Origin of the sequence: Enterobacter sp. LU1 (genome assembly GCF_008271405.2) — a bacterium.
Lineage (GTDB): Bacteria > Pseudomonadota > Gammaproteobacteria > Enterobacterales > Enterobacteriaceae > Enterobacter > Enterobacter hormaechei_C.
The window spans coordinates 1,663,966-1,687,886 of sequence record NZ_CP043438.2 but is presented as its reverse complement, the minus strand read 5'-3'; the positions used below and the strand labels follow the sequence as shown (position 1 = coordinate 1,687,886).

Genomic DNA, 23,921 nt, shown 5'->3' with positions numbered 1-23,921 from the left:
TGGAGGGGATGATGAAAAGAGTATTTCTCGCAGGTGCAGCCCTGCTCATGAGCGCCAGCGCGCTGGCCGACGAGTGCGACAACGCGACCACCCAGCTTGAACTGAACACCTGTAGCGCGCAACAGTACCAGGCCGCCGATAAAAAGCTCAACGAGACGTATCAGGCCGCCATCAAACGTGCGGCATCGCCTCAGCGCGATCTCCTGAAAAAGGCGCAGCAGGCGTGGATTAGCCTGCGCGACGCGGACTGTGCGTTTATCGGTTCGGGTACGGAAGGCGGGAGCGTTCAGCCAATGATTGTTAACCAGTGTCTGGCGGAGAAAACCGCGGAGCGCGAAGCGTTTCTGGCCACGCTGATGCAGTGTGAAGAGGGCGACTTAAGCTGTCCTCTTCCGCCGGGAAACTAGCGCACGCGGATCCCTTCGATAATCATCCGCTGTACGTTTTCCAGGGTGCTCTGGAAAAACGCCTCGTCCTGGAGCGTTTTACCGGTCACCGCCTCGACCTGGGCCGCAAAGTCAGCGTAATGCTGGGTGGAGGCCCAAATCATAAAGATCAGATGATGCGGATCGACGGGCGCCAGTTTTCCGCTGGCGACCCATCCGGCAATAATGGCCGATTTATCGTCCACCAGCTGCTTTAAATCGCCGGTCAGCTCCGCCTGCAACAGCGGCGCGCCCTGCAACATCTCCAGGCAGAACAGCCTTGATGCCTGCGGGTAATCACGCGATACCTCCAGCTTCAGGCGTATGTACTCCTCTATCGCCACCAGCGGGGCCAGCTCTTCGCGAAATGCTTTAAGTGGTGCGAGCCAGATATCCAGGATCTGCTGCATCACCGCCACATACAGCGCCTCTTTCGACGGGTAGTAGTAGAGCAGATTGGTCTTGGACACCCCGGCCTGCTCCGCCACCTGCTCAAGGCGCGTACCGTGAATACCAAACTGCGAAAATGTCTCCAGCGCGGCGCTGAGGATCGCCTGTTTCTTGGCGCTCACCGCCTGCGAACGTTTACCGGGTGTTTTCACTGCGCCTTGTGTCATTTTCGCTCTCCATTTTCTGTCCTGCGCTCAGCATAGCAAAACCCCCGTCTCGCCACGACCTTCTGCACCCTCAGCGCGCATGAGTGCCTGTTTTCTGTGCAATGATTTTGACCATCCAGTCCACATTTTCGCTGTTAATTTTAACAACCATCATTTAACACATTAATAACAAAGCGATTTTCAAAACTGGCACTGCCTTTGCAAAAACATCGTGACACCTGCGACGTAATGAAGAGAGGTTCGTGATGAAAATTGGCGTATTTGTACCGATCGGCAACAACGGCTGGCTTATCTCGACCACTGCCCCGCAATACATGCCGACCTTTGAGCTGAATAAAGCCATCGTGCAGAAAGCGGAGCACTACCACTTCGACTTTGCGCTCTCGATGATCAAGCTGCGCGGTTTCGGCGGTAAGACCGAATTCTGGGACCACAACCTGGAGTCTTTCACCCTGATGGCGGGCCTGGCGGCGGTAACCTCGCGCATCCAGATTTACGCCACCGCCGCCACCCTTACCCTTCCCCCGGCAATCGTGGCGCGGATGGCCTCCACCATCGACTCCATCTCCGGCGGGCGCTTTGGCGTTAACCTGGTCACCGGCTGGCAAAAGCCGGAGTACGAGCAGATGGGGATCTGGCCGGGGGACGATTACTTCTCCCGTCGCTACGACTACCTGACTGAATATGTGCAGGTGCTGCGCGATCTATGGGGCACCGGCAAAAGCGATTTCAAAGGCGACTTCTTTACCATGAACGACTGCCGCGTCAGCCCGCAGCCGTCGGTGCCGATGAAGGTGATATGCGCCGGACAGAGCGACGCGGGAATGGAATTCTCGGCGAAATACGCCGACTTCAACTTCTGCTTCGGCAAAGGCGTTAACACCCCGGCCGCCTTCGCGCCCACCGCGGCACGCATGAAAGCGGCCGCCGACAAAACCGGGCGCGACGTGGGCTCCTACGTGCTGTTTATGGTGATTGCCGACGAAACCGACGACGCCGCGCGCGCCAAATGGGAACGATACAAGGACGGCGCGGATGACGAAGCGCTGAGCTGGCTTACCGAGCAGAGCCAGAAGGATACCCGCTCCGGCGCGGACACCAACGTTCGCCAGATGGCCGACCCGACGTCTGCCGTCAATATCAACATGGGCACCCTGGTTGGCTCGTATGCCAGCGTGGCCAGAATGCTCGACGAAGTGGCTGCCGTGCCCGGCGCCGAAGGCGTGCTGCTGACCTTCGATAATTTTCTCACCGGCGTGGAAACTTTCGGCGAGCGCATTCAGCCGCTGATGCAGTGCCGCGCCCACATCCCTGCCGTGACGAAGGAGGTGGCGTAATGACGACCCTCAACGCTCGCCCGGAAGCCATTACCTTAGACGCGCAGCGCAGCGCGCTGATCGTGGTGGATATGCAAAACGCCTATGCCAGTAAAGGCGGGTATCTGGATCTGGCCGGGTTTGACGTCTCCACCACGCAGCCGGTGATTGAGAACATCAAAACCGCCGTGAGCGCCGCACGTGCTGCGGGCATGCTGATCGTCTGGTTCCAGAACGGCTGGGACGACCAGTACGTCGAGGCTGGCGGTCCCGGCTCACCCAACTTTCACAAATCCAACGCCCTGAAAACCATGCGCCAACGGCCCGAACTCCAGGGCACGCTGCTGGCGAAAGGCGGCTGGGATTATCAGCTGGTGGATGAGCTGGTACCGGAGGCCGGCGATATCGTGCTGCCGAAACCGCGCTACAGCGGCTTTTTCAATACCCCGCTCGACAGCCTGCTGCGCAGCCGGGGCATTCGTCATCTGGTGTTCACCGGCATCGCCACCAACGTGTGCGTGGAGTCGACCCTGCGCGACGGCTTTTTCCTCGAGTATTTTGGGGTGGTACTGGAGGATGCCACCCATCAGGCCGGGCCGGATTTTGCCCAGAAAGCCGCCCTGTTCAATATCGAAACCTTTTTTGGCTGGGTCAGTAACGTCAATGATTTCTGCGACGCGCTGGATCCCCCGCTCGCCCGCATCGCCTGAGGAGAACCGCTATGCCGAAATCCGTGATTATTCCGCCGGGCACCAGCACCCCGATTGCCCCGTTTGTGCCCGGCACCCTCGCCGACGGCGTGGTGTATGTATCGGGCACGCTGCCGTTTGATAAAGACAACAACGTGGTGTTTATCGATGACCCAAAGGCGCAAACCCGCCACGTGCTGGAGACGATCAAAACCGTGATCGAAACGGCGGGTGGCACTATGGAGGACGTGACCTTCAACAGCATCTTTATCACCGACTGGAAAAACTACGCCGCGATTAACGAAATCTACGCGGAGTTTTTCCCCGGCGATAAACCGGCGCGGTTTTGCATCCAGTGCGGGCTGGTAAAGCCCGAAGCGCTGGTTGAAATTGCCACCGTTGCGCACATCGCGAAGTGAGGCGGCCATGAAACTGTCCATTTCACCGCCCCCCTTTGCGGGCGCGCCCGTGGTGGTGCTGATTGCCGGGCTCGGCGGCAGCGGCAGCTACTGGCTGCCCCAGCTCGCCGTGCTGGGGCAGGAGTATCAGGTGGTGTGCTACGACCAGCGGGGCACGGGGAATAACCCGGATACCCTGCCGGAAGACTACACCCTCGCACACATGGCCGACGAGCTTGCGCTGGCGTTAGCCGAGGCCGGGATCGCCCGTTACTGCGTGGTCGGCCACGCGCTGGGGGCGCTGGTCGGCCTGCGGCTGGCCATCGATAAGCCCGACGCCCTCACCGCGCTGGTCTGCGTCAACGGCTGGCTGACCCTCAATGCCCATACCCGCCGCTGTTTTGACGTTCGCGAACGTCTGCTGCATGCGGGCGGCGCGCAGGCGTGGGTAGAGGCACAGCCGTTGTTCCTCTACCCGGCAGACTGGATGGCCGCCCGCGCCCCGCGGCTGGAGGCCGAGCACGCGCTGGCGCTGGCCCATTTTCAGGGCAAAGCCAATCTGCTGCGCAGGCTGCATGCCCTGAAACAGGCCGATTTCAGCCGCCACGCTGCACGCGTTCGCTGCCCCGTACAGATTATCTGTTCCACCGACGATCTGCTGGTGCCGTCCGTCTGCTCCGCTGAACTGCACGCCGCCCTCCCGCACGCCCGCAAAACGGTCATGCGCCAGGGCGGGCATGCCTGCAATGTGACCGCGCCGGACATCTTTAACACTCTGCTGCTGAACGGGCTTGCCAGCCTGCTGCACAGCCCAGAACCCGCTTTGTAAGGAGCTTGAATGAGCGAAGCCATCACGCCCGCCGCGCTGGAAACGCTGTTTACCGGCGCACGTACCCATAACGGCTGGCTGGATATACCGGTCAGTGACGAGACGCTGCGCGAGATTTATGACCTGATGAAATGGGGGCCGACGTCCGCCAACTGCTCCCCGGCGCGCATTGTGTTTGTGCGAAGCCCGGAAGGAAAAGAGAAGCTGCGCCCGGCGCTCTCCAGCGGCAACCTTGAGAAAACGCTCACTGCCCCGGTCACGGCGATTGTCGCCTGGGACAGCGAGTTTTATGAGCGCCTGCCTGAACTGTTCCCACACGGCGATGCCAGAAGCTGGTTTACCTCCAGCCCCGCGCTGGCGGAAGAGACCGCCTTTCGCAACAGCTCAATGCAGGCCGCGTACCTGATTTTCGCCTGCCGCGCGCTCGGGCTGGACACCGGGCCGATGTCGGGTTTTGACCGGGAAAAAGTGGACGCGGCCTTTTTCACGGGCACGCTACTCAAAAGCAATCTGCTGATTAACATCGGCTATGGCGATATGAGCAAACTTTACGGACGCCTGCCGCGTCTGGCCTTTGACGATGCCTGCGGGCTGGCGTAAGGAGCGAACGTGATGACACCGGATAAACAAACCTTTCGCGACGCTATGGCCTGCGTCGGCGCAGCGGTCAATATCATTACCACCGACGGCCCGGCAGGCCTGGCGGGCTTCACCGCCAGCGCGGTATGCAGCGTCACGGATTCCCCGCCTACCCTGCTGGTGTGCCTGAACCGCGGCGCGTCGGTCTGGCCGATTTTCAGCGAGAACCGCACCCTGTGCGTTAACACGCTGAGTGCCGGACAGGAGCCTTTATCCAACCTGTTTGGCGGAAAAACGCCGATGGCGGACCGCTTTGCCGCTGCCCGCTGGCAGACAGGCGACACGGGCTGCCCGCGTCTGGAAAATGCGCTGGCCTCGTTCGACTGCCGCATCAGCCAGGTGGTGAGCGTTGGCACTCACGACATTCTGTTTTGCGACATCGTATCCATTGTACGCCACCCGGCGCCGCAAGGGCTGGTGTGGTTCGACCGCGGCTATCACGCACTTATGCGACCCGCCTGTTAATCCGCATTCAGGAGACAGATCATGTTCGGACTTCCCCACTGGCAGTTGAAATCGACCTCCACAGAAGAAGGCGTGGTCGCGCCGGATGAAAGGCTCCCGCTCGGGCAGACCATGGTGATGGGCGTGCAGCATGCGGTCGCGATGTTTGGTGCGACGGTGCTGATGCCCATGCTGATGGGGCTGGATCCTAACCTCGCCATTTTGATGTCGGGTATGGGTACCCTGCTGTTCTTTTTTGTCACCGGCGGGCGTGTGCCCAGCTATCTGGGCTCCAGCGCCGCCTTCGTGGGGGTGGTCATTGCAGCGACCGGGTTTAACGGTCAGGGTATTAACCCCAACCTGAGCGTGGCCCTCGGCGGCATTATCGCCTGTGGGCTGGTCTACACCCTGACCGGTCTGGTGGTGATGAAAGTCGGCACGCGCTGGATCGAGCGGATGATGCCCCCCGTCGTCACCGGGGCGGTGGTGATGGCGATAGGCCTGAACCTCGCGCCGATTGCGGTGAAGAGCGTATCCGGCTCGCCGTTTGAAAGCTGGATGGCGGTGATAACGGTGCTGTGCATCGGCGTGGTGGCGGTCTTTACGCGCGGCATGATCCAGCGTCTGCTGATCCTGGTCGGGCTGATTGCGGCCTGTCTGGTCTACGCGCTGCTGGCGAACGTGTTCGGTCTCGGCAAACCGGTTGATTTCACACTGATTCACCAGGCCGCCTGGTTCGGCCTGCCGCAGATGACCTCACCCACCTTTAACGCTCAGGCGATGATGCTCATCGCGCCTGTCGCGGTGATTCTGGTGGCTGAAAACCTGGGCCACCTGAAAGCCGTAGCGGGAATGACCGGGCGCAATATGGATCCGTATATGGGGCGGGCGTTTGTGGGAGACGGTCTGGCGACCATGCTCTCCGGCTCGGTCGGCGGCAGCGGCGTGACGACCTACGCGGAAAACATCGGCGTGATGGCTGTGACCAAAGTCTACTCGACGCTGGTCTTCGTGGCGGCGGCGGTGATGGCGATGCTGCTCGGCTTTTCCCCGAAATTCGGCGCATTGATCCACACCATCCCGGCCCCCGTGATTGGCGGCGCCTCGATTGTGGTATTTGGTCTGATTGCCGTGGCAGGGGCACGTATCTGGGTGCAGAATCATGTTGATCTGAGCCAGAACGGTAACCTGATCATGGTGGCGGTAACGCTGGTGTTGGGGGCGGGTGATTTCGCCCTGACGCTGGGCGGATTTACGGTGGGCGGGATTGGCACGGCGACCTTCGGCGCGATCCTGCTCAATGCCCTGCTGAGCCGCCGGGTGGCTGCCGCGCCGCAGGGCGCCGTGGCGACTCAGGATCCATGAGATCTGCACGTCGGGTGACGGCGACGCCTTACCCGACGTGCATGTTCCTTAAGAGCGATCACGCCTGCTCAAACAGTCGTTCGATAGATTGCGTGGGGAAGAACAGCGAACTGCTGTTTTCACCTGCCAGCGGGATAAACCCCAGCTTCAGATAAAATCGTTTGGCCCGTTCGTTAAGCGCATCCACAAAAATTCCGTGGACGCCAACAGCCTGCGAGGCCAGATAAACAACGCGCATAGCGTGTGTGACAAGCGTTGTTCCCCACTCGTTTCCCTGGAGTTCTTTATGGACAGCCAGACGCCCCAGCGTCACGCTGGGGACGTTGCTGTATGGGATGCGGCGCTGCTGAGTCTTTGAAGGAAGCATCGCTTTTTCAAAGCAACTTCCCGAGAGTGTGTAATAGCCCAGGACACGCGGATGGTCGCGTTCTTTAAGGAGGTAGCCGCGTAAAATACGCCCGCCGTGCTGACGTATCAGGTGCTCGGTAAGGAAGGCATTTAGCGAGGGTTCACCACAATCGAAATCGCCGAAATCGTAATCGGTTCCCTCTGATAACATTTCGATCGTGAGATTTGCCACGACGCTTCACTCCATGTTTCGAAGACGTTTCGCCGCTCGCTTCAGGCGTTCATTTGGCTCTGGCGGATTGTCGATGGCATCCATAACGGCAATCCATGAGGCTTCGTTTAATACGAGACGCCGATGCTGTTCGATGACTTCGGCAGCACGCTCTGACGCACTGTTCACCATAAACTGGGTGATCGTTTGGTTGGTCATCGCCGCCGCTTCTTCAATCATTGTTTTGTCTTCGTCCGACAGGCGAAGATCGATACGCTGTTTTTTGAGTGCTGGCATGGTTTCATTTATCATGTACAGTTTTCATCCGTACACATCGTAGTTAAACCTGCCCTTTATTTCAATCAAAAGCTTATTCGGCCGTTAAATCGTTCACCGCATTCCGACGCTTTCTGAGCTTTAACTCACTCACCAGCACGCCGAGAACAATAAACGCCGCGCCCACCAGCGCCAGCAGCGGCAGACGCTCCCCGGCGAGTCGCCCGAAAATACCCGCCCATACCGGTTCACCGGTATAAATGACCGTCGCCCGTGTCGGGGATACGCTGCGCTGCGCCCAGTTCATGGTGACCTGGATAATGGCGCTGAAAATGCCCAGCCCCAGCGCCACGACGATAAGCCCGGTAGACATCGGCGGGACAGACTCCCCTGCCGGCACCATCGTCGCGAACGCCACCAGCGACGCGGTGGCAAGCTGCACCACCGTCACCCGCTTGACGTCCACTTTTCCTGCCCAGGCGCTAATCAGAATAATTTCTGCCGCAATGGCAACGGCCCCCACCAGAGTGATGATCTCCCCCGGCCCCAGCGCCAGCAGATTATTTTCCGGCCCGGCTAATAAAATAAGGCCGATGAACGCCAGCACGATGCCAATGCACGACATCAGGCCCGGCATTCTGCCGAGGCACAGCCACTGCAACAGCGGCACCAGCGGTACGTACATGGCGGTGATGAAGGCAGATTTACTGCTGGAGATAGACTGGAGCCCCCACGTTTGCAGGCTGTAGCCCATGGCAATCGCCACGCCAATGGCGACACCCGCTTTAAGCTCTCTCAGGGTCAACCCGCGCAGGGTTTTCAGCGAAATAAGTGCCACGGCAATCGCCGCGGTTGCAAAGCGCAGCCCCACGAAGAAAAACGGATCGCTCATCGTGACCGCGTACTGAACGGCAAGAAAGGTTCCGCCCCAGAACATGGTGATCAAAATCAGGATCGCTTCCTGAGGCTTAATGGAGAAGGTAAAACGGGAAACGGACATGGGACACCAGCACGAAGAATCAATCCTGTAGTGTGCGATGCCTTTGATGACAGTTCAATGTAGCAGACATAAAAAAACCGCCGGGAAACCCGGCGGCAGGGAGTTGACCCGGCGTACTACTTGTTGCTGCCGTGGCTATTTTTACCCCCTTTTTTACCAGCCTCTGATGCGCGCTGAGGGTCGTTTTTGAAGTTGCCCCCGCTAGACTGGCCACCTTTACGACCTGCTTCTGATGCTCTTTCACGGTCTTCAGCGAAATTACCTGAACCACCACGATGGTTTGCCATCTCTAACCTCCAGAGTGTGAAACATTAGACATCATATTGCATTCAGTAAAAGAGGATTCTTTCACCTCGCGGCTCAAGGGCAGTGCCTTTATCTGTGCCGCGTGAAACTAAGCTTAGTGTAATGCGGCTATCCGGCAAGCGAGAGGTAATATTCTGCAACATGATCTCAGCCTTTCGTATGAAATATCGGGGAAGTCATTCATAAGCCATTCTTATATTTTGAAAAATCCGCGCCGCGAAAGTTGTTTCATTTTGCTACAAGGCGCGTATCCAAAAGATATTGTTATATATCAAAGAAATGCCGTTCATTTTTGCAGTCTGGCTGTGATGTCATATCTTTAAAGGAACGCAGCGATCCGCTGTAAGAAAAACCAACGAGGAGTGATGCAAAATGGCAAAAGTTCTGGTGCTCTATTATTCCATGTATGGACACATTGAAACCATGGCTCACGCAGTAGCAGAAGGCGCAAACAGAGTAGACGGCGTTGAGGTCGTGGTTAAACGCGTACCGGAAACCATGCAGGCGGAAGCCTTCGCCAAAGCCGGGGGGAAAACACAAAACGCCCCGGTCGCCACCCCGCAGGAGCTCGCGGACTATGATGCCATTATCTTCGGCACCCCGACCCGCTTCGGCAATATGTCCGGCCAGATGCGCACCTTCCTCGACCAGACGGGCGGGCTCTGGGCCTCCGGCGCGTTATACGGCAAGCTGGCCAGCGTGTTCAGCTCTACCGGCACGGGCGGCGGCCAGGAGCAGACGATCACCTCCACCTGGACTACTCTTGCCCATCATGGGATGGTGATTGTGCCGATTGGCTACGGCGCACAGGAACTGTTCGATGTTTCGCAGGTTCGTGGCGGGACACCGTATGGTGCGACCACCATTGCCGGTGGCGATGGTTCACGTCAGCCAAGCAATGAAGAACTTTCAATCGCCCGCTATCAGGGTGAATACGTCGCGGGTCTTGCCAAAAAACTGAACGGCTAACCCAACAGGAGGACAAGTATGCCAACTCAAGAATCCAAAGCTCACCACGTGGGCGAATGGGCAAGTTTACGCAATACCTCTCCGGAGATTGCCGAAGCCATCTTTGAAGTCGCCAATTATGACGAAAAGCTGGCTGAGCAGATTTGGGAAGAAGGCAACGATGAAGTGCTGGTTCGCGCCTTCGAAAAAACCGACAAAGACTCGCTGTTCTGGGGCGAGCAAACCATCGAACGTAAAAACGTCTGAACGTTCCCCCCGCCCACGCGGGGGGTTATCTTCTATTTCGCCGCGTTGTTCATCACCGCATTGAATTTATCGACAGGACAGAAGCCGTTGCCATCCACCGGACAGCCCTTCAGCTCCAGCGTCACGCGCTGCGCAGGGGATTGCAGCGACAGTACGCTGGCGTTACGCAGTTGATCTGAACTCTGGTAGACATACTCAATTTTCATCAGCTCCTGATTAGTGTTTTTGTCATGCCAGCGCTGGAAGACAATTTTACCGCCAATCGGGGTTCGTTCCTGCTGGTCGTGCAGCTGATAAGGCCTGAAGTCCAGCGCGGTCAGCAGCGAGGCGATGTTAGAGTCGTGCCCCACCAACAGGGTGATTTTTGGCGCTTTTGCCTGTTCGGTCACCAGCGCTTTATCAATGTACTTCACCAGCGGTTTAGCCACGTTCTGCGCCACCTCCGTCGACGTAAACAGCGAGTCCTGATAGCCGTTTTTCAGCTTCGACAGCACGCGCCACTGCTGATCGGTTTTGATTTCCCCCCAGGCCACCTGGTCTGTCGGGAAGCCTTCGTAATACTGTAGCGTGAACGCATCCACCAGCGAGTTACCCACCTTCAGCGGCCCGGAGACGCCCGGTTCTTTTTCATAATCGGCGCTGAACGTATCTTTCGCCTCCGTCAGGGAGCAGACTTTTTTCTCCTTGCAGGACGGCGAGTCGCTGTAGTTTGTCAGCTGTTCCAGCAGTTTGTAGCTTTCATCCAGCTGCATTTTCTGCCGTTCCGTCTCCATCGCTTTCAGCGCTTTCTCGCGAAACTCAGGGGAGTTATCGGTAATGACCGGATTGAAGGTGGGGTCCATGGTGCCCATTTTTTCCTGGTGATGCACAGGAACATCGCACCCGGGGAACGCGCCGGTGATAAAGAACTGCGCGGTCGCCACGGTGCGCTGGAGGCTGTTGGCGTAGGCATAGACGGTATCCGCTGGCGGGCATTCACCCGTCTTCACCATCCCCTGCTCTGCCAGCCACTCGCGCATATAGTGACCCATATACACTTCCAGTACGCCACCTTTGGTGGTGAGCTGTCCACCCGGGACGTCCCACTCCGGCCACTGCTTCGGCGTGGACTGCTCCAGCACGCTGCCGTTATTGGCAAGCGGCGCGCGCAGGTTGTGGCGGCTCATGATGAGCACCTGTTCCAGCTGATAGCCGTCCGGCGTGTCCTGCGCCTGTGCGCCAAAGGTCACGGAAAGGGTACCTGCCACGGCAACTGCGAGTAGTGCTTTTCTCATCCCTAATTCCTCACACGTTTTTAATGTCGCCCTGAGTGTGACAGATCCGTGACAGGTTTTTCGGGAAGCATTTCTCAAACTGATGATTAACGTGCTTACGGCGTGTGCCGATGAGTTTTATGAAAAAACCATACCCCACCGGAGAATTCGCTGTGAAACGTACCCGCCTTGAAGAGAGCACCTGCCCCGTCGCCCGTTCGCTGGATATTATCGGCGACTGGTGGTCGCTGCTGATTGTTCGCGACGCGCGCTACGGGGTCGCAGTCGATATTCTGGTGGCCTATCTCACCGATGAAGCGGGGATCCGCGCTACGTAAAACAGTAGCCTAACGCTGAAGCTGGTCACCGTATTCGCTCATCCAGGCGGCCAGCGGCGAGAGTGCGTCCTGAAGGGTTAGCCCCAGCTCGGTGATCTGATACTCCACGCGCGGCGGGATCTCCGGGTAGACCGTTCGCGTCACCAGACCGCGCTGCTCAAACAGGCGCAGCTGCTTCGTCAGCTCTTTCTGGGTGATGGGGGCAGCGGCACGCAGCAGATCGCCAAAGCGAACGGGCGTATTGAACACAATCAGGCGATAGAGAATGGGGATCGCCCACTTACCGGAAATCAGATTCACAAACTGCGTCATCGGGCAGGTATACGCCTCAGATTTTTTTTCGCAGCACGCTTCCAGCAGCTCTGCCATTTCACACCTCTTGCCTCGTTAGTATCCAGTTGGTACCTGGTTTCCTTTCGATACTAACGTTTCTATAGTGCTTTCTCCAGAGACATTTCAGGAGAAGAACATGGGTCGTTTAACCGATAAGTATACGTTGATTACCGGCGGCACCAGCGGTATCGGTCTCGCCACCGCGCAGGCGTTTATCGCCGAAGGGGCGCGCGTCGCCGTGACCGGACGCAACCCGGATACCCTCGCCGAAGCAGAGCGCATTCTGGGCGATAAGGCCTGGGTGATCCCAACCGACGCAGGCGATATTTCGTCGCAAAAAGCGCTGGCGGAGTCCCTCACCGCCCGCTGGCCACGCCTGGATGCGGTCTTTCTCAACGCCGGTGACGTAACGCACGCGCCGCTGGAAGTCTGGCAGGAAGAGGCCTGGGACCGTCTGATGAACATCAACCTGAAGGGACCGTTCTTTTTAATTCAGGCGCTGCTGCCGCTGCTGAATAACCCATCCTCGGTGATCCTCTGCGGCTCCGTGAGCGCGCGCATCGGCCTGCCCACCAGCAGCGCGTATGCCGCGAGCAAGGCCGCCCTGCTGTCGCTGGCGCGTACACTGTCGGCGGAGCTGCTGCCGCGCGGGATCCGCGTCAACGGTCTGAGTCCCGGTCCGGTGGAAACCCCGGCGTTTACGAAAACGGGCTTAAGCGACGAGGCGCTTAACGCGATGATGGCAGAGGTCATTAAGCTGGTGCCGCTGGGCAGAATGGGCTCGACGACCGAGCTGGCAAAAGCCGCACTCTATCTGGCCTCCGACGAGTCGAGCTACACGGTGGGAACGGAACTGCTGGTGGACGGCGGAATGGGGAGCCTGTAATTCAAAAGGCGCTGATGCCGGTGACCGCGCCGACATACAGCGCCGCCCACGCACAGGCGGAAAGCAGGCTGACGGCGTAGACCTTGACGGCGTTCAGCCTGAGCATCCCGGCCGCCAGCGGAACGATGTAACGCAACACCGCCAGGAAGCGCGACGTAAAAAGCACGATGACCCCGTTCTTTTGCAGCTGATGCTGGACCCGCAGGAACTTATTGGCATGCTTTGAGGTGAAGCGCGTGACCATCCGGGTATGCCCCATCAGTTGGCCGATATGGTAATTCAGCATCGAACCTGCCGTTGCCCCCATCACTACGGCGAGCCACGTCAGCGCAGGATGCATGCTCCCCTGGCTGACGGTAATACCCGCCAGCAGCATCACCGACGCAGGCGGCAGCACGGAGGAGATCAGCACCGTCGATTTGCTCAGCGCCATCACGAATAACAGCACAAACAGATGTGCCGGATACAGCGCAAAATGATTCAGCAGGTTATCAACCCATGCCATTTTCCCCTCCCCCGCTAATAATTTAATTGTCCATTTAAAATGAATAACCTTAAATAAACCCTCAACATTTTATTAATAAGATTTACCTAAACCGTTCTTAAACATTATTTAATTTTCTGAGCACTAAATTTAAACAGGCGTATTATCCCTCTCGTTTTACAACGATCTCGTTATGGCGAGGCTCCTGTACAAATACACGTTATCGCTCTGGTGGGTTCGAGAGAACCGGCACAGGGTAAAACAGGCACTGTCGAATCAAGGCTTTGTCAGTATAACTTCCCTTGTGGGATACGGTGTACAGTGCTGAACCCAGGACGTGGGGATCTCCTTTCCGACATGCCCTGTCTTGCTCGCCCCTGAGAGATTTTATTATTCAAAGGGAATTTACTATGTCTTACGCTATTCACAACCAAAACCTGGCTTTTAATGACAGCGCCATCGCGCAATATATGAATACCGATTTTATCGTTATCGATATTTCATTATGCGTAGCTCTGGCACGCGAGCAGTTCTTTGAAAAATTAAAAGATGATGATATTCCGTCGCATATTTTTATCGAAGATAACGGTCGCCTCGCGGGTTTAATCGCCGTACGCAAATTATTGCAGGCCACGGACACCGTGCAGCCTGTTAAGGGGTTGATGATATCGGATTTTATTCAGCTCAAACCGGAAGATGAGCGGGCGGATGTCGCCGGGCTGCTGGCGCACGCGGGTGCGGATGTGGTGCCGGTGGTGACCCACGGCAAGCTGGTGGGCTGCCTTACCGAGCGTGAAATCGCCCATCTGCTGGAAGATGACGTTACTGAAGATGCCCAGCTTCAGGGGGCGACGCTGCCGCTGGAGAAGCCCTATCTGGAAACCAGCGCCTTCAGCCTGTGGAAGAAACGCTCCGTCTGGCTGCTGCTGCTGTTTGTTGCGGAAGCGTATACCAGTTCGGTGATCCAGCATTTTGAAGAGGCGCTGGAATCTGCCATCGCGCTGGCGTTCTTTATTCCGCTGCTGATTGGCACCGGCGGAAACAGCGGGACGCAGATCACCTCGACGCTGGTGCGCGCCATGGCGCTGGGTGAAGTCCACCTTCGCGATGTGGGTCGCGTGCTGCGCAAAGAGATCAGCACCTCGTTAATGATTGCCGCCACGCTGGGTCTGGCGGGCTGCGTTCGCGCCTGGATGATGGGTATTGGGATGGAAATCACGCTCATCGTCAGCCTGACGCTGGTCTGCATTACGCTGTGGAGCGCCATCGTCTCGTCGGTGATCCCGATGGTACTGAAACGCTGCAAAATCGATCCGGCGGTGGTCTCCGCACCGTTTATCGCCACGCTAATCGACGGGACCGGGCTGATTATCTACTTCAAAATCGCGCAGTATACGCTGGGGCTGGAATAACGAAAAAACCCTGCGATATTGCTATCGCAGGGTTTTCGAATTTGGCGGAAGCGTAGAGATTCGAACTCTAGAACCCTTTCGGGTCGCCGGTTTTCAAGACCGGTGCCTTCAACCGCTCGGCCACGCTTCCAAAGTGAGGCGCACTATAAACATCTCTGAGCATGATGTAAAGCACGAAATTGCATAACATTACACGTCTTCCGTCCTCCCCTTCCGCCCCGCTGATTTCTTCGTCATCGGCTGGCTAAAATGTAAACATTTATTTTTACATTCATAACGTTTATTAGATTCGCAGGTGGTCATTTAGACTCTTTTTCGTACAACACCCATTAACCGTGGATCACTGCGATAAGAGATTAGCCATGACTTTATTTAACGACGATTATGAATTTTTTATTTATCAGTGATAACTACTACCTTTGCCAGGGTGTATCAAGCTCCCTGACATCAACCCATTTGATTCGCGATGACGCGGATATTCACGATCTTGATGGGGTCGATCAGGCGATGGATTTTATCATTGCGATTGAACAGGATAAGTTACGCAATAAAACCATTCGGCAGGTCAAAAAAGTTAAGCGTGATTACATTGTCCTGATGCATGAGATAGAAGCCAACCGCGCAGTGAGAATCGATAATATTATCTATTCGTCGATGCATTTTACTGCTCACCCTTTTCAGCAGCTGATGCGCTTTTACCGGGCGCTCAGAACACACTCCTTTACGCGACGCGAATATGACGTGCTGAAGCTGTTTCATTTGGAAAACCATGAGATCGCGAAAAAGCTGCAATTGTCACAAAAAACGACCAGCACCTACCGCGTGAGGATCCTCGAGAAATTAAATATGCGCTCAAAAAACATTCTGGCGATGACCCGTGTAAAATCGGCGATCGTCGATTAAAAGCTGTGACATTTTGCCTTGCCACGGAAAAACCGGGCCGTCACGTTTCGCCCTGAGGGGGTTTGGCTGGCGCGGTATACCAGTTCTCTTTGGCAACCATTACGCTGCCCTCTGGCTGCATAACAAAATTCGGGGACATGATCTGCACGTTAAATTCGTTAAACACATCCTGTATCTGGCTATGCAGTTCATTGCGGGCAACCGCGAGGGACTGTTCGGGCAGCAGACGGACCTGCAATTCGTAAGCGATATACCAGTCCATTAACCCTAACTGGCGTACCAGCGGCGGCTCGGAAAGGTCAATCCCTTTTGCCCGTTTCGCGGCCAGCTCCAGCATGGCATGCACCTGACGCCATGGGGTGTCATAACCGATCGTGACGCTGGCCGTCAGATTGAGGCTGCCATCGGGCTGTAGCGCGCTCAGATTGGTGATCTTACCGCTCACCACCACCGCGTTGGGCACGGTAACGACATAATTTTCCCGGGTAATAATTTTGGTCGCCAGCATGCCAATTTCACTGACCTTGCCTTCGTTATCCGCCACCCGAATGACATCGCCTTTGCGCAGAGCGCGGGAGTAAATCAGGACCAGACCGCTCATGGCATGGTTCATCACCCCTGCCGAGCCCAGCGTTAACATCAGGCCAAAGAAGACGCTAATACCTTTAAACGCCAGCGAGTTCGCACCGGGAAGAAACGGCCAGGCGGCGGAGAGAGCAAATAGCCAGACGGCAACGGAAATGAGCTTACGGGTAGCCCCCACGGTTTCCGGATGTACGCCGGGAAGTTGCAGACGACATGCCTCCACCTGATTGAGCACCATCCTGAGAAGCTTCAGAATAAATGCGGTAATGAGGAAAATGATCAGCACAATCGTCAGCCCCGGCAAGGCCGAGACAATCGCCAGGGCGATTTGCTGCACCACGCGAAGCGTCCAGTCTCCCAGCGACGTGCCCCACACCCGCGTCCACGGAAACAGACTGAACGCCCAGCTCAGCCAGACGTAAAAGCCGATCAGCCCCAGCAGGAACATCAGCAAGGCGTAAAGCCGAATCTCAATGGCGCCAATGTATCGCCGCCAGCTTTGCGGCACCCGGCTGCGATTCTCCACAATACGCCGACGGTAGACGCGCCGGAACCAGCGCCAGGAACGCCACGCGCCATAGCAGAGCAGCAACAGCCCCAGCAGGCCAGCGGCAGTTTTTACCGTAGACAGCGCCAGCCAGCCGGTATCGTATTGATCGCGCAGCGCCATTCTCTGCGCTTCCATGCGCGCCAGCACGCGCTGTGCGGCCTGATCGAGGGTAAGGTCGTCCCCTTCGTCCAAATCCCCTTCGGTCAGCAGCATCACAGGTTTACCGTTCATCACTATCAGCCGTCCCTGCTGGTTATAGCGGGTCACGGGGACGATGCTGAGCGGCTCACGCACATCCGCCTCGGTAAAATTGCGCAGGGTGTTGCGGATGCGTAAAACGCGCTCTTCCGGCGTGGTCAGGCCAAATTTCGCCTGTAGCATGACGATGGGCTGATGAAAGATATAGACCGTTCGGGCGCGCTCCTGCTCCGTAGGCGCCTGGCGGGGCTCTGCGGCATACGATGAGAAGCCGCTCAGGGCGGCAAAACAGAACGCAAACGCGAGCAGGATCTTTTTCATCCTTACTACCCCAGGTCAGAAATCTTGTTATTTTTCAGGCAACCCGCGAATGCCAGGTGGGTATGTTGAGAATAGTCCAGCCTTTCGTTTCTGCAACAAGCGACGGTGAGCGTGTTGCTCTCAATCACAATATATGTATTATGTTATAACATAACAATTTTGGATTGCGTTTTATGTTACTCAAAAAAGGGTTATTTCTGGCTTCACTGCTCACCATAGCGCCTGCCGCTTTCGCCGCTACCACCTGGCCACTCACGATTGAAAATTGCGGCGTAAAGCAGACCTTTACGCAGGCTCCTCAGCGCGTCGTGACCGTGGGTCAGCATGAAACAGAATTACTGCTCGCACTGGGGCTGGAGAAAACGATCGCCGCGACGTCAGTCTGGTTCGGCAAGCTCCCGGCCCCGCTGGAGGATGCCGGAAAAAACCTCCCCCGGCTTGCAGATAATTCCCCCTCCTTTGAAGCCGTGGCAGGGCAGAAACCTGAACTCGTTCTCGCACAGTATCACTGGCACATTGGTCCGCAGGGAGAAGTGGGAACCCGTGAGCAGTTTGCGTCGCTGGGGATTAAGACGTGGATCTCCCCTGCCGACTGCACGGATAAAACGGTAACGGAAACCTCAAACGCAGACGGAGCACGTAGCGCGCCGTTTTCACTGGCGGAAATTACACGGGAAGTGACAGATCTGGCGAGGATTTTTGATGTTTCCGCGCGAGGTGAGCAGCTCAATCGTGCGCTGGCGGAGCGTATTAAAAAGGCCCAGGCGCGCGCCTCCGCGAAACCGCTTAGCGTTGTATTCTGGTTCTCCAGCAGCCGTCTGAATGGCGATCCCTGGGTGGCCGGGAATTACGGCGCGCCTGGCTGGATCAGCCGCACGCTGGGGTTGAAGAACATTATTGACTCTCACGACGAATGGCCCGCTGTAACGTGGGAACATATAGCCCGATCGCAGCCGGACGTGATTGTTATCGCCGGGATGTCCCGCAGGCTCTACCCTGCCGATGACGTTGAGGTAAAAAAAGCGTTCTTGCGCAGTGACCCGGTGACAAAGAACATGCCTGCGGTCAGGAACAACCACATCATCGTGGTGCCAGCGATGTCGTTAAACCCTTCATTGCGTAACGTCGATGCGGTTGAGCTTATCAGCGATCGGCTGGCTTCTTTCCAGGATGAACAATGAGTCATTTCGCTTTTGACCGCCGCCAGCAGGGTTTACTGGCAGCAGGTGCCATGGCGCTGCCGCTGATGCTGGTCTTTGCCGCCAGTATCGGTGATATGCCGGTGTCGTATGCCAGTACCGGGAAAGCGATCCTCAACGGACTGGGTTTGACCTCTTATGCGTTGCCGCAAACGGAGGAAGGTATCGTCTGGCAATATCGCATGAGCCGGGCAGTAATGGCCGCGTGCAACGGCGGCGGCCTGGCGTTGTGCGGGCTGGTGTTACAGTCGATCCTGCGTAACCCTCTGGCTGAGCCTTATCTGCTGGGGATTTCCGCGGGCGCATCGCTGGGGGCCGTCTGCGTGATGCTTCTCGGCATCGGGGGGAGCGTGATTGGCGTAAGCAGCGGTGCGTTTGTCGGCTCGTGCGCCGCCTTTGCGCTCATCATGGTGATTACGAACGGGATGAGTGAAAGCCCGTCGCGCATTTTGCTGGCTGGCATTGCGGGCACCCAGCTCTTCAACGCCATGACCGCGTACGTCGTCAGTACGTCCGCCAATGCCGAGCAGTCCCGTAGCGTCATGTTCTGGCTGCTGGGAAGTCTGAGCGGCGTGCGCTGGCCTGACGCGCTGCTGGCGCTGGCCGTTACGCTTGCGGGTTTACTGGTGGTATTGCTCTTTTCACGGGCGCTGGACACCTTCACCTTCGGGGATGAGGTCTCCACCACGCTGGGGATCCCGGTTACCGCCGTGCGTATTGTCTTATTGCTGACCTGTGCCATTGTTACCGCAACGCTGGTGAGCGCCACGGGCGCAGTGGGGTTTGTCGGGCTGGTCATTCCCCATGTAACGCGCATGCTATGTGGGCCGGGCCATCGTCTATCTATCCCGCTGACGTTTCTTATCGGCGCCCACTTTATGATCCTCGCCGATATCGTCTCACGCACGCTGATTGTGCACCAGGTTCTGCCCATCGGGGTGGTGACTGCGCTGGTAGGCGCCCCCGTCTTTGTGGCGTTGCTTTATCAAAACCGAAAGGAGCATCCATGAATATTACTGTGGCCGGGTTAACCGTAACCCGACAAGCGCAGACGGTGCTTAAGGATATCGATCTCGACCTGCCATCCGGGCAGATTATCGGCCTGTTAGGGCCAAACGGCTCGGGCAAGTCGACGCTGCTGCGCTGTCTCGCCGGGCTGTTTCCACGACTCAGCGAACGCGTGGCGCTTAATGGCACAACGCTCGGCATGATGCCGCTGAAAAAACGCGCGCAGCACATGGCGTTTGTCCCGCAACATGCTGAGGTCGACGGAGAACTGACCGTTGAGGACATTGTCAGACTGGGGCGTACGCCCTACCGGAAAACATTCCAGAGAACCTCGCGCGACGATGAGGCTGCGGTTGAGCAGGCGATTGGCCTGATGCAGTTATGCCGCTTACGCCAGCGGCGATGGCACTCTTTGTCTGGCGGAGAGCGCCAGCGAAGCCAGATAGCCCGCGCGCTGGCCCAGCAGCCGCAGGTGCTGTTGCTCGATGAACCGACAAACCACCTGGACATTCAGCACCAGCTGGAGCTGATGCGGCTCGTTTCACAGCTGCCGCTTACGGTGGTGGTTGCACTGCACGATCTCAATCTTGCGGCCAATTATTGCCAGCGTCTGATCCTCCTGAAGGCCGGGCAGATCGCCGCCACGGGCGCGCCAGAAGCGGTTCTGACGCCGGCAAACATCGAGGACACCTGGTGCGTAAAAGCTCAGGTCTGCAAGGCCGACGCCGGGATCACGATAAGCTACAACATGGTGGCATGACGGAAGACTGGCGCAAAAACAAAAACCCCTGCGATATTGCTATCGCAGGGGTTTCGAATTTGGCGGAAGCGTAGAGATTCGAACTCTAGAACCCTTTCGGGTCGCCGGTTTTCAAGACCGGTGCCTTCAACCGCTCGGCCACGCTTCCTAAGTGAGGCGAACTATAAACACCTCACCGCGCGCTGTAAAGAGTGCGCGCATTCGTTCGCTTTAAAAATAGCCAAAATGCGTTTAATCGGTTGAATAGACGACAGATTGGCCGTTTTGGCAGCATAATATCCACCGCGGATCGTTAGTGCTTTTTGATGTACATATCTTTGGTGTAGTAGTACCCGAGCTTGTCTGGCGTGAACCCCCCTACCCACGGTTTCACCAGGTGCGTGCGCACGTAATGATAGACCGGGATCGCCGGTACATCCCGTCCCAGCAGATCTTCTGCCTGCTGGTAGAATTTACCGCGCTCCTCCGCCGTTTTCGATTTCGCCGCGTTCACCAGTGCCCGATCGTAGTCCGGATTGCTGTACTGAGTGGTGTTTTGGCTGTCCCCGGTACGGAAGTTGTTCAGGAAGGTTGCCGCATCGTCGTAATCGGCAATCCAGGCGTAGCGTACCGCGTCAAAGTTATGGGTGTGCATGGTATCAAGCATGGTTTTCCACTCCTGATTTTGCAGCTTCGCCTCCACGCCGAGGTTCTTCTTCCACATTGAGCTGGCGGCAATGGCAATACGCTGGTGCGATTCCGAAGTGTTATAGAGAAGATTAAAGCTGAGCGGATGGCTGTCGTTAAATCCGGCTTCGGCCAGCAGCTTTTTCGCCTCAGCAATGCGTTTATCCATCGGCCAGCTGGCGTAATCCGGGTTCTGAAGCTTGACGCCGCCAATATCCGGCTGGCTGATCAGCCATGCCGGGCGCTGGCCCTGCCCTAATACTTTATCGGCGATGATGTCTTTATCCAGCGCCAGGTTCAGCGCCTTGCGCACGCGGGCGTCGTTGAACGGCGGCCGGGTGGTGTTGAACTGATAATAATAGGTGGCAAGCTGCGGTGAAACGTCCAGCTCGCTCCCCAGCGTTTTCTTCAGCTGAGCAAACTGGTTGATCGGCACCGTGTAAACAATGTCGATTTCGCCCGCTTTGTAGCGGTTGACGTCAGCAGCTTCAGAGGAAATGGGCAGATAGGTCACCTTGTTGATGACGGTATGTTTGTTATCCCAATATTTCGGGTTACGCACCGCCACAATGCGTTCGTTAACCACCCACTGTGACAGTTTATAGGCCCCGCTGCTGACGAAGTGCTCCGGTTTGGTCCACTTATCACCGAAACGGCCCACCAGGACTTTATCAATTGGCACCAGAGACGGGTGAGCCAGCATCGCCAGGAAAGCGGCGTTAGGTTGCGTGAGCGTAACTTCCAGCGTGGTGTCATTGATGGCTTTCACCCCCAGCGACTCGGGCGCTTTTTTGCCTTCTGCGATATCAGTGCCGTTGACGATACGCATACTACCGGGATAGCTGGCATACGGAGAGGCGGTTTTCGGGTCGACCAGCCGCTGCCAGCTCCAGACAATATCTTCCGCGGTGATGGGGGTTCCGTCGCTCCAGGTAATACCCGGACGCAGATGGAACGTCCAGACGGTGTTGTCTTTATTTTCCCATTTCTCCGCCAGGCGCGGCTGGATTTCACCTGCCGGAGAGACGCTGACCAGCCCGTCGAATAAATCGCTGATAATATTGAATTCGACATCGCTTTCGACTTTATGCGGGTCGAGCGAGGCGGGTTCACTGCCGTTGTTCCTGACCAGTTCCTGCTTATCTGCCAGCTGGGTTCCTGCCGGCACGTTAGCCGCCCAGGTTGCCGTGCTGGCGCACAGGATCCCTGCGGTTAACAAAGAGAGTGTAAAGTGCGTGCGTGTTTGTGGTTTCATTTCCTTCGCCTTATTGTCTGTTTTTATGACGATCCGGAAATAACTCTTAGCGGCCTTAGGGAAATAACGCAATATTTTTCAGTGACCTATAAGAGGTTGATCTGAATACGCCCTACAAACCGCACTTCATTCTGAGTACAAAGGCTTTGCCAGAATAAAAAACCAGCATAATCCCTAAGGGGCTGAGTAAAGATGGGTAAAACCACTTTGCGTCTGCCGCGCCGTTTCCTATTCTTTGCGCTAATTACATCTGTCATAAGAGAGTGACTCATGGATCGTATAATTACTTCTTCACGCGACCGCACATCGCTACTCAGCACCCATAAGGTGCTGCGCAATACCTATTTCATGCTCAGCCTGACGCTGGCGTTTTCGGCGATCACCGCGACGGCCAGCACCGTACTGATGCTGCCTTCTCCGGGCCTGATCCTCACGCTGGTAGGTATGTACGGTCTGATGTTCCTGACCTACAAAACCGCGGATAAACCGGTGGGTATTCTCTCCGCGTTCGCCTTTACCGGCTTCCTGGGCTACATTCTGGGGCCAATCCTGAATGCCTATCTGTCTGCCGGAATGGGCGACGTGATTGGTATGGCGCTGGGCGGTACCGCGCTGGTGTTCTTCTGCTGCTCGGCCTACGTGCTGACCACCCGTAAGGACATGTCCTTCCTTGGCGGTATGCTGATGGCAGGTATCGTGATTGTGCTGGTCGGTATGCTGGCGAACATCTTCCTGCAATTGCCTGCGCTGCATCTGGCAATCAGCGCGGTGTTTATCCTGATTTCATCCGGCGCAATCCTGTATGAAACCAGCAACATCATTCACGGCGGTGAGACGAACTATATCCGCGCCACCGTGAGCCTGTATGTGTCGCTGTACAACATTTTTGTCAGCCTGCTGAGCATCCTGGGCTTCGCCAGCCGCGATTAACTCACCGTGCTGTGAACAGGGCCCCGCTTATGCGGGGCTTTGTTTTTTTGGTAGACTTAGGCGGTTTTTGACTAACGCGTGAATGAATATGTTGAATTTTGAAGGCAAAGAGATCGAAACCGATAACGACGGTTATCTGAAAGAGAGCAGCCAGTGGAGCGAAGCGCTGGCGGAGAAAATTGCGGAAAACGAAGGAATTACCCTCTCCCCGGAACACTGGGAAGTGGTGCGCTTCGTGCGAGAATTTTACCTTGAATTCAACACCTCGCCGGCTATCCGCATGCTGGTCAAAGCCATGGCGAATAAATTTGGCGAAGAGAAAGGCAACAGCCGTTATCTGTATCGCCTGTTTCCGAAAGGCCCGGCTAAACAGGCGACAAAAATCGCCGGCCTGCCAAAGCCGGTAAAATGCATTTAATAGCGAATACTGAAGTCAGCGTATTCCCGGTCGGGTTGATGCGGTTCCGTTAGCACCTTATCAACCCGCGCGCTGCGCGGTCCGCCCGCTTTCAGCCACGCCACCAGCTTCTCAACCCGATCCGCCTCACCGCAGGCCACAACCTCCACGCTGCCATCATCCATGTTACGCGCATACCCTGTCAGCCCGAGCTGAAGGGCTTCGCGCTGGGTGCTGTAGCGGAATCCGACGCCCTGTACAAGGCCATGGACCCAGGCAATGGTGCAAACATTTGACATCATCCTTCTCCTTATCCGACTGGCGCGTTGCATTTCCTCACTGAAGTCGGGAAAATGGCGGCCATT

At 56.7% G+C, this 23,921-nt stretch carries 29 protein-coding genes, 2 tRNA genes, 1 pseudogene and 1 riboswitch; of the genes and pseudogenes, 19 read left to right on the top strand and 13 right to left on the bottom strand.

Annotation, left to right across the window (positions count from 1 at the left end; genetic code table 11):
* The first annotated feature begins 11 nt into the window (after positions 1–11).
* On the top strand, positions 12–407 hold the full coding sequence (locus FZF21_RS08045; protein WP_047736801.1) for a lysozyme inhibitor LprI family protein: 396 nt from the start codon (positions 12–14) through the stop codon (positions 405–407).
* Here FZF21_RS08045 and rutR read toward each other — a convergent pair.
* Positions 404–1,042, bottom strand: coding sequence for an HTH-type transcriptional regulator RutR (gene rutR / locus FZF21_RS08040; RefSeq protein WP_023324433.1), 639 nt, complete (start codon positions 1,040–1,042; stop codon positions 404–406). The two genes, FZF21_RS08045 and rutR, sit on opposite strands and share 4 nt — an antisense overlap.
* 245 nt (positions 1,043–1,287) lie before the next feature.
* Between rutR and rutA the strand changes: the two genes are divergently transcribed.
* From rutA to rutG, 7 genes are read left to right on the top strand one after another with little or no spacing between them, the layout of a single operon-like run.
* Entirely contained in the window at positions 1,288–2,379 is a 1,092-nt protein-coding gene (gene rutA / locus FZF21_RS08035; protein ID WP_023296289.1) for a pyrimidine utilization protein A, read from the top strand.
* Positions 2,379–3,068, top strand: coding sequence for a pyrimidine utilization protein B (gene rutB / locus FZF21_RS08030; protein WP_023296288.1), 690 nt, complete (start codon positions 2,379–2,381; stop codon positions 3,066–3,068). The genes rutA and rutB overlap by 1 nt, the downstream gene beginning before the upstream one ends.
* A gap of 11 nt (positions 3,069–3,079) precedes the next feature.
* Positions 3,080–3,466 (top strand): pyrimidine utilization protein C, encoded by a 387-nt coding sequence (rutC, locus tag FZF21_RS08025; RefSeq protein WP_015570870.1) that lies wholly within the window; start codon positions 3,080–3,082, stop codon positions 3,464–3,466.
* Between the two features lie 7 nt (positions 3,467–3,473).
* The gene (rutD, locus tag FZF21_RS08020; protein ID WP_023296287.1) at positions 3,474–4,274 is read left to right on the top strand and encodes a pyrimidine utilization protein D; all 801 of its coding nucleotides are present in this window, start codon (positions 3,474–3,476) and stop codon (positions 4,272–4,274) included.
* A 9-nt stretch (positions 4,275–4,283) separates the two neighbouring features.
* The gene (locus tag FZF21_RS08015) at positions 4,284–4,874 is read left to right on the top strand and encodes a malonic semialdehyde reductase (RefSeq protein WP_062934089.1); all 591 of its coding nucleotides are present in this window, start codon (positions 4,284–4,286) and stop codon (positions 4,872–4,874) included.
* A 12-nt stretch (positions 4,875–4,886) separates the two neighbouring features.
* Complete coding sequence (gene rutF, locus FZF21_RS08010; RefSeq protein ID WP_015570873.1) at positions 4,887–5,378, top strand: NADH-dependent FMN reductase RutF; 492 nt, start codon at positions 4,887–4,889, stop codon at positions 5,376–5,378.
* A 21-nt stretch (positions 5,379–5,399) separates the two neighbouring features.
* Positions 5,400–6,722: a pyrimidine utilization transport protein G gene (gene rutG / locus FZF21_RS08005; protein WP_032670921.1), complete on the top strand. Its 1,323-nt coding sequence runs from the start codon at positions 5,400–5,402 to the stop codon at positions 6,720–6,722.
* A 58-nt stretch (positions 6,723–6,780) separates the two neighbouring features.
* On the opposite strand, the gene FZF21_RS08000 is transcribed toward rutG, so the two are convergent.
* The 4 genes from FZF21_RS08000 to FZF21_RS07985 all read right to left on the bottom strand — a co-directional run bounded on the left by FZF21_RS08000 (position 6,781) and on the right by FZF21_RS07985 (position 8,844).
* On the bottom strand, positions 6,781–7,302 hold the full coding sequence (locus FZF21_RS08000; RefSeq protein ID WP_032647926.1) for a GNAT family N-acetyltransferase: 522 nt from the start codon (positions 7,300–7,302) through the stop codon (positions 6,781–6,783).
* A gap of 6 nt (positions 7,303–7,308) precedes the next feature.
* Positions 7,309–7,578 (bottom strand): DUF1778 domain-containing protein, encoded by a 270-nt coding sequence (locus tag FZF21_RS07995; protein ID WP_015570876.1) that lies wholly within the window; start codon positions 7,576–7,578, stop codon positions 7,309–7,311.
* A gap of 73 nt (positions 7,579–7,651) precedes the next feature.
* Entirely contained in the window at positions 7,652–8,557 is a 906-nt protein-coding gene (locus FZF21_RS07990; RefSeq protein ID WP_032653183.1) for a DMT family transporter, read from the bottom strand.
* 116 nt (positions 8,558–8,673) lie between these two features.
* Positions 8,674–8,844 (bottom strand): general stress protein, encoded by a 171-nt coding sequence (locus FZF21_RS07985; protein ID WP_001273664.1) that lies wholly within the window; start codon positions 8,842–8,844, stop codon positions 8,674–8,676.
* A gap of 391 nt (positions 8,845–9,235) precedes the next feature.
* Between FZF21_RS07985 and wrbA the strand changes: the two genes are divergently transcribed.
* Positions 9,236–9,832, top strand: a complete 597-nt coding sequence (wrbA, locus tag FZF21_RS07980) for an NAD(P)H:quinone oxidoreductase (protein WP_006809323.1) — start codon at positions 9,236–9,238, stop codon at positions 9,830–9,832.
* A gap of 18 nt (positions 9,833–9,850) precedes the next feature.
* Positions 9,851–10,078 (top strand): YccJ family protein, encoded by a 228-nt coding sequence (locus tag FZF21_RS07975; RefSeq protein ID WP_006809324.1) that lies wholly within the window; start codon positions 9,851–9,853, stop codon positions 10,076–10,078.
* Between the two features lie 32 nt (positions 10,079–10,110).
* Here the strand turns inward: FZF21_RS07975 and agp are convergent, their stop codons facing one another.
* Positions 10,111–11,352 (bottom strand): bifunctional glucose-1-phosphatase/inositol phosphatase, encoded by a 1,242-nt coding sequence (agp, locus tag FZF21_RS07970; RefSeq protein ID WP_045333952.1) that lies wholly within the window; start codon positions 11,350–11,352, stop codon positions 10,111–10,113.
* Between the two features lie 152 nt (positions 11,353–11,504).
* Between agp and FZF21_RS22185 the strand changes: the two are divergent.
* A pseudogene (locus FZF21_RS22185) lies at positions 11,505–11,600 on the top strand (transcriptional regulator); the annotation flags it as partial.
* Between the two features lie 78 nt (positions 11,601–11,678).
* Here the strand turns inward: FZF21_RS22185 and FZF21_RS07960 are convergent.
* Positions 11,679–12,038 (bottom strand): helix-turn-helix domain-containing protein, encoded by a 360-nt coding sequence (locus tag FZF21_RS07960; RefSeq protein ID WP_017384779.1) that lies wholly within the window; start codon positions 12,036–12,038, stop codon positions 11,679–11,681.
* 100 nt (positions 12,039–12,138) lie between these two features.
* Between FZF21_RS07960 and FZF21_RS07955 the strand changes: the two genes are divergently transcribed.
* Positions 12,139–12,888 carry an SDR family oxidoreductase gene (locus FZF21_RS07955; RefSeq protein WP_017384780.1) on the top strand — a complete coding sequence of 250 codons (750 nt, stop codon included), beginning with the start codon at positions 12,139–12,141 and terminating at the stop codon, positions 12,886–12,888.
* 1 nt (position 12,889) lies between these two features.
* On the opposite strand, the gene FZF21_RS07950 is transcribed toward FZF21_RS07955, so the two are convergent.
* Positions 12,890–13,393: a DedA family protein gene (locus FZF21_RS07950; RefSeq protein WP_017384781.1), complete on the bottom strand. Its 504-nt coding sequence runs from the start codon at positions 13,391–13,393 to the stop codon at positions 12,890–12,892.
* Positions 13,394–13,552: 159 nt separating this feature from the next.
* Positions 13,553–13,722, top strand: a riboswitch (M-box (ykoK) riboswitch).
* Positions 13,723–13,782: 60 nt separating this feature from the next.
* Here FZF21_RS07950 and FZF21_RS07945 point away from each other — a divergent pair.
* Positions 13,783–14,784, top strand: coding sequence for a magnesium transporter (locus FZF21_RS07945; protein ID WP_015570882.1), 1,002 nt, complete (start codon positions 13,783–13,785; stop codon positions 14,782–14,784).
* Between the two features lie 42 nt (positions 14,785–14,826).
* Here FZF21_RS07945 and FZF21_RS07940 read toward each other — a convergent pair.
* A tRNA-Ser gene (locus FZF21_RS07940) sits at positions 14,827–14,914 on the bottom strand.
* Positions 14,915–15,168: 254 nt separating this feature from the next.
* On the opposite strand from FZF21_RS07940, the gene FZF21_RS07935 reads away from it, so the two are divergent.
* On the top strand, positions 15,169–15,687 hold the full coding sequence (locus tag FZF21_RS07935; protein ID WP_023303404.1) for a LuxR C-terminal-related transcriptional regulator: 519 nt from the start codon (positions 15,169–15,171) through the stop codon (positions 15,685–15,687).
* Between the two features lie 40 nt (positions 15,688–15,727).
* Here FZF21_RS07935 and FZF21_RS07930 read toward each other — a convergent pair whose 3' ends face one another.
* Entirely contained in the window at positions 15,728–17,341 is a 1,614-nt protein-coding gene (locus FZF21_RS07930; protein WP_149120985.1) for a mechanosensitive ion channel domain-containing protein, read from the bottom strand.
* Between the two features lie 173 nt (positions 17,342–17,514).
* Here FZF21_RS07930 and FZF21_RS07925 point away from each other — a divergent pair, with 173 nt between their 5' ends.
* Genes FZF21_RS07925 through FZF21_RS07915 form a run of 3 tightly spaced genes read left to right on the top strand, consistent with a single transcriptional unit; the run spans position 17,515 to position 20,308 of the window.
* The gene (locus FZF21_RS07925) at positions 17,515–18,522 is read left to right on the top strand and encodes an ABC transporter substrate-binding protein (RefSeq protein ID WP_063945836.1); all 1,008 of its coding nucleotides are present in this window, start codon (positions 17,515–17,517) and stop codon (positions 18,520–18,522) included.
* Positions 18,519–19,550 (top strand): iron ABC transporter permease, encoded by a 1,032-nt coding sequence (locus FZF21_RS07920; protein ID WP_017384785.1) that lies wholly within the window; start codon positions 18,519–18,521, stop codon positions 19,548–19,550. Before FZF21_RS07925 ends, FZF21_RS07920 begins: the two co-directional genes overlap by 4 nt.
* A complete protein-coding gene (locus tag FZF21_RS07915) occupies positions 19,547–20,308 on the top strand; it encodes an ABC transporter ATP-binding protein (protein ID WP_032671209.1) in 762 nt (253 codons plus the stop codon). The genes FZF21_RS07920 and FZF21_RS07915 overlap by 4 nt, the downstream gene beginning before the upstream one ends.
* A 60-nt stretch (positions 20,309–20,368) precedes the next feature.
* Here the strand turns inward: FZF21_RS07915 and FZF21_RS07910 are convergent.
* Both FZF21_RS07910 and FZF21_RS07905 read right to left on the bottom strand, forming a co-directional pair.
* Positions 20,369–20,456 (bottom strand) — tRNA-Ser (locus FZF21_RS07910).
* A 144-nt stretch (positions 20,457–20,600) separates the two neighbouring features.
* A complete protein-coding gene (locus FZF21_RS07905; RefSeq protein WP_045333948.1) occupies positions 20,601–22,229 on the bottom strand; it encodes an ABC transporter substrate-binding protein in 1,629 nt (542 codons plus the stop codon).
* A gap of 270 nt (positions 22,230–22,499) precedes the next feature.
* Here FZF21_RS07905 and yccA point away from each other — a divergent pair, with 270 nt between their 5' ends.
* A complete protein-coding gene (gene yccA / locus FZF21_RS07900; RefSeq protein WP_003858127.1) occupies positions 22,500–23,159 on the top strand; it encodes an FtsH protease modulator YccA in 660 nt (219 codons plus the stop codon).
* An 88-nt stretch (positions 23,160–23,247) separates the two neighbouring features.
* The gene (gene tusE, locus FZF21_RS07895) at positions 23,248–23,577 is read left to right on the top strand and encodes a sulfurtransferase TusE (protein WP_047736814.1); all 330 of its coding nucleotides are present in this window, start codon (positions 23,248–23,250) and stop codon (positions 23,575–23,577) included.
* Here the strand turns inward: tusE and yccX are convergent.
* Positions 23,574–23,855, bottom strand: a complete 282-nt coding sequence (gene yccX / locus FZF21_RS07890; protein ID WP_017693676.1) for an acylphosphatase — start codon at positions 23,853–23,855, stop codon at positions 23,574–23,576. The genes tusE and yccX overlap by 4 nt on opposite strands.
* Between the last annotated feature and the right edge of the window lie 66 nt (positions 23,856–23,921).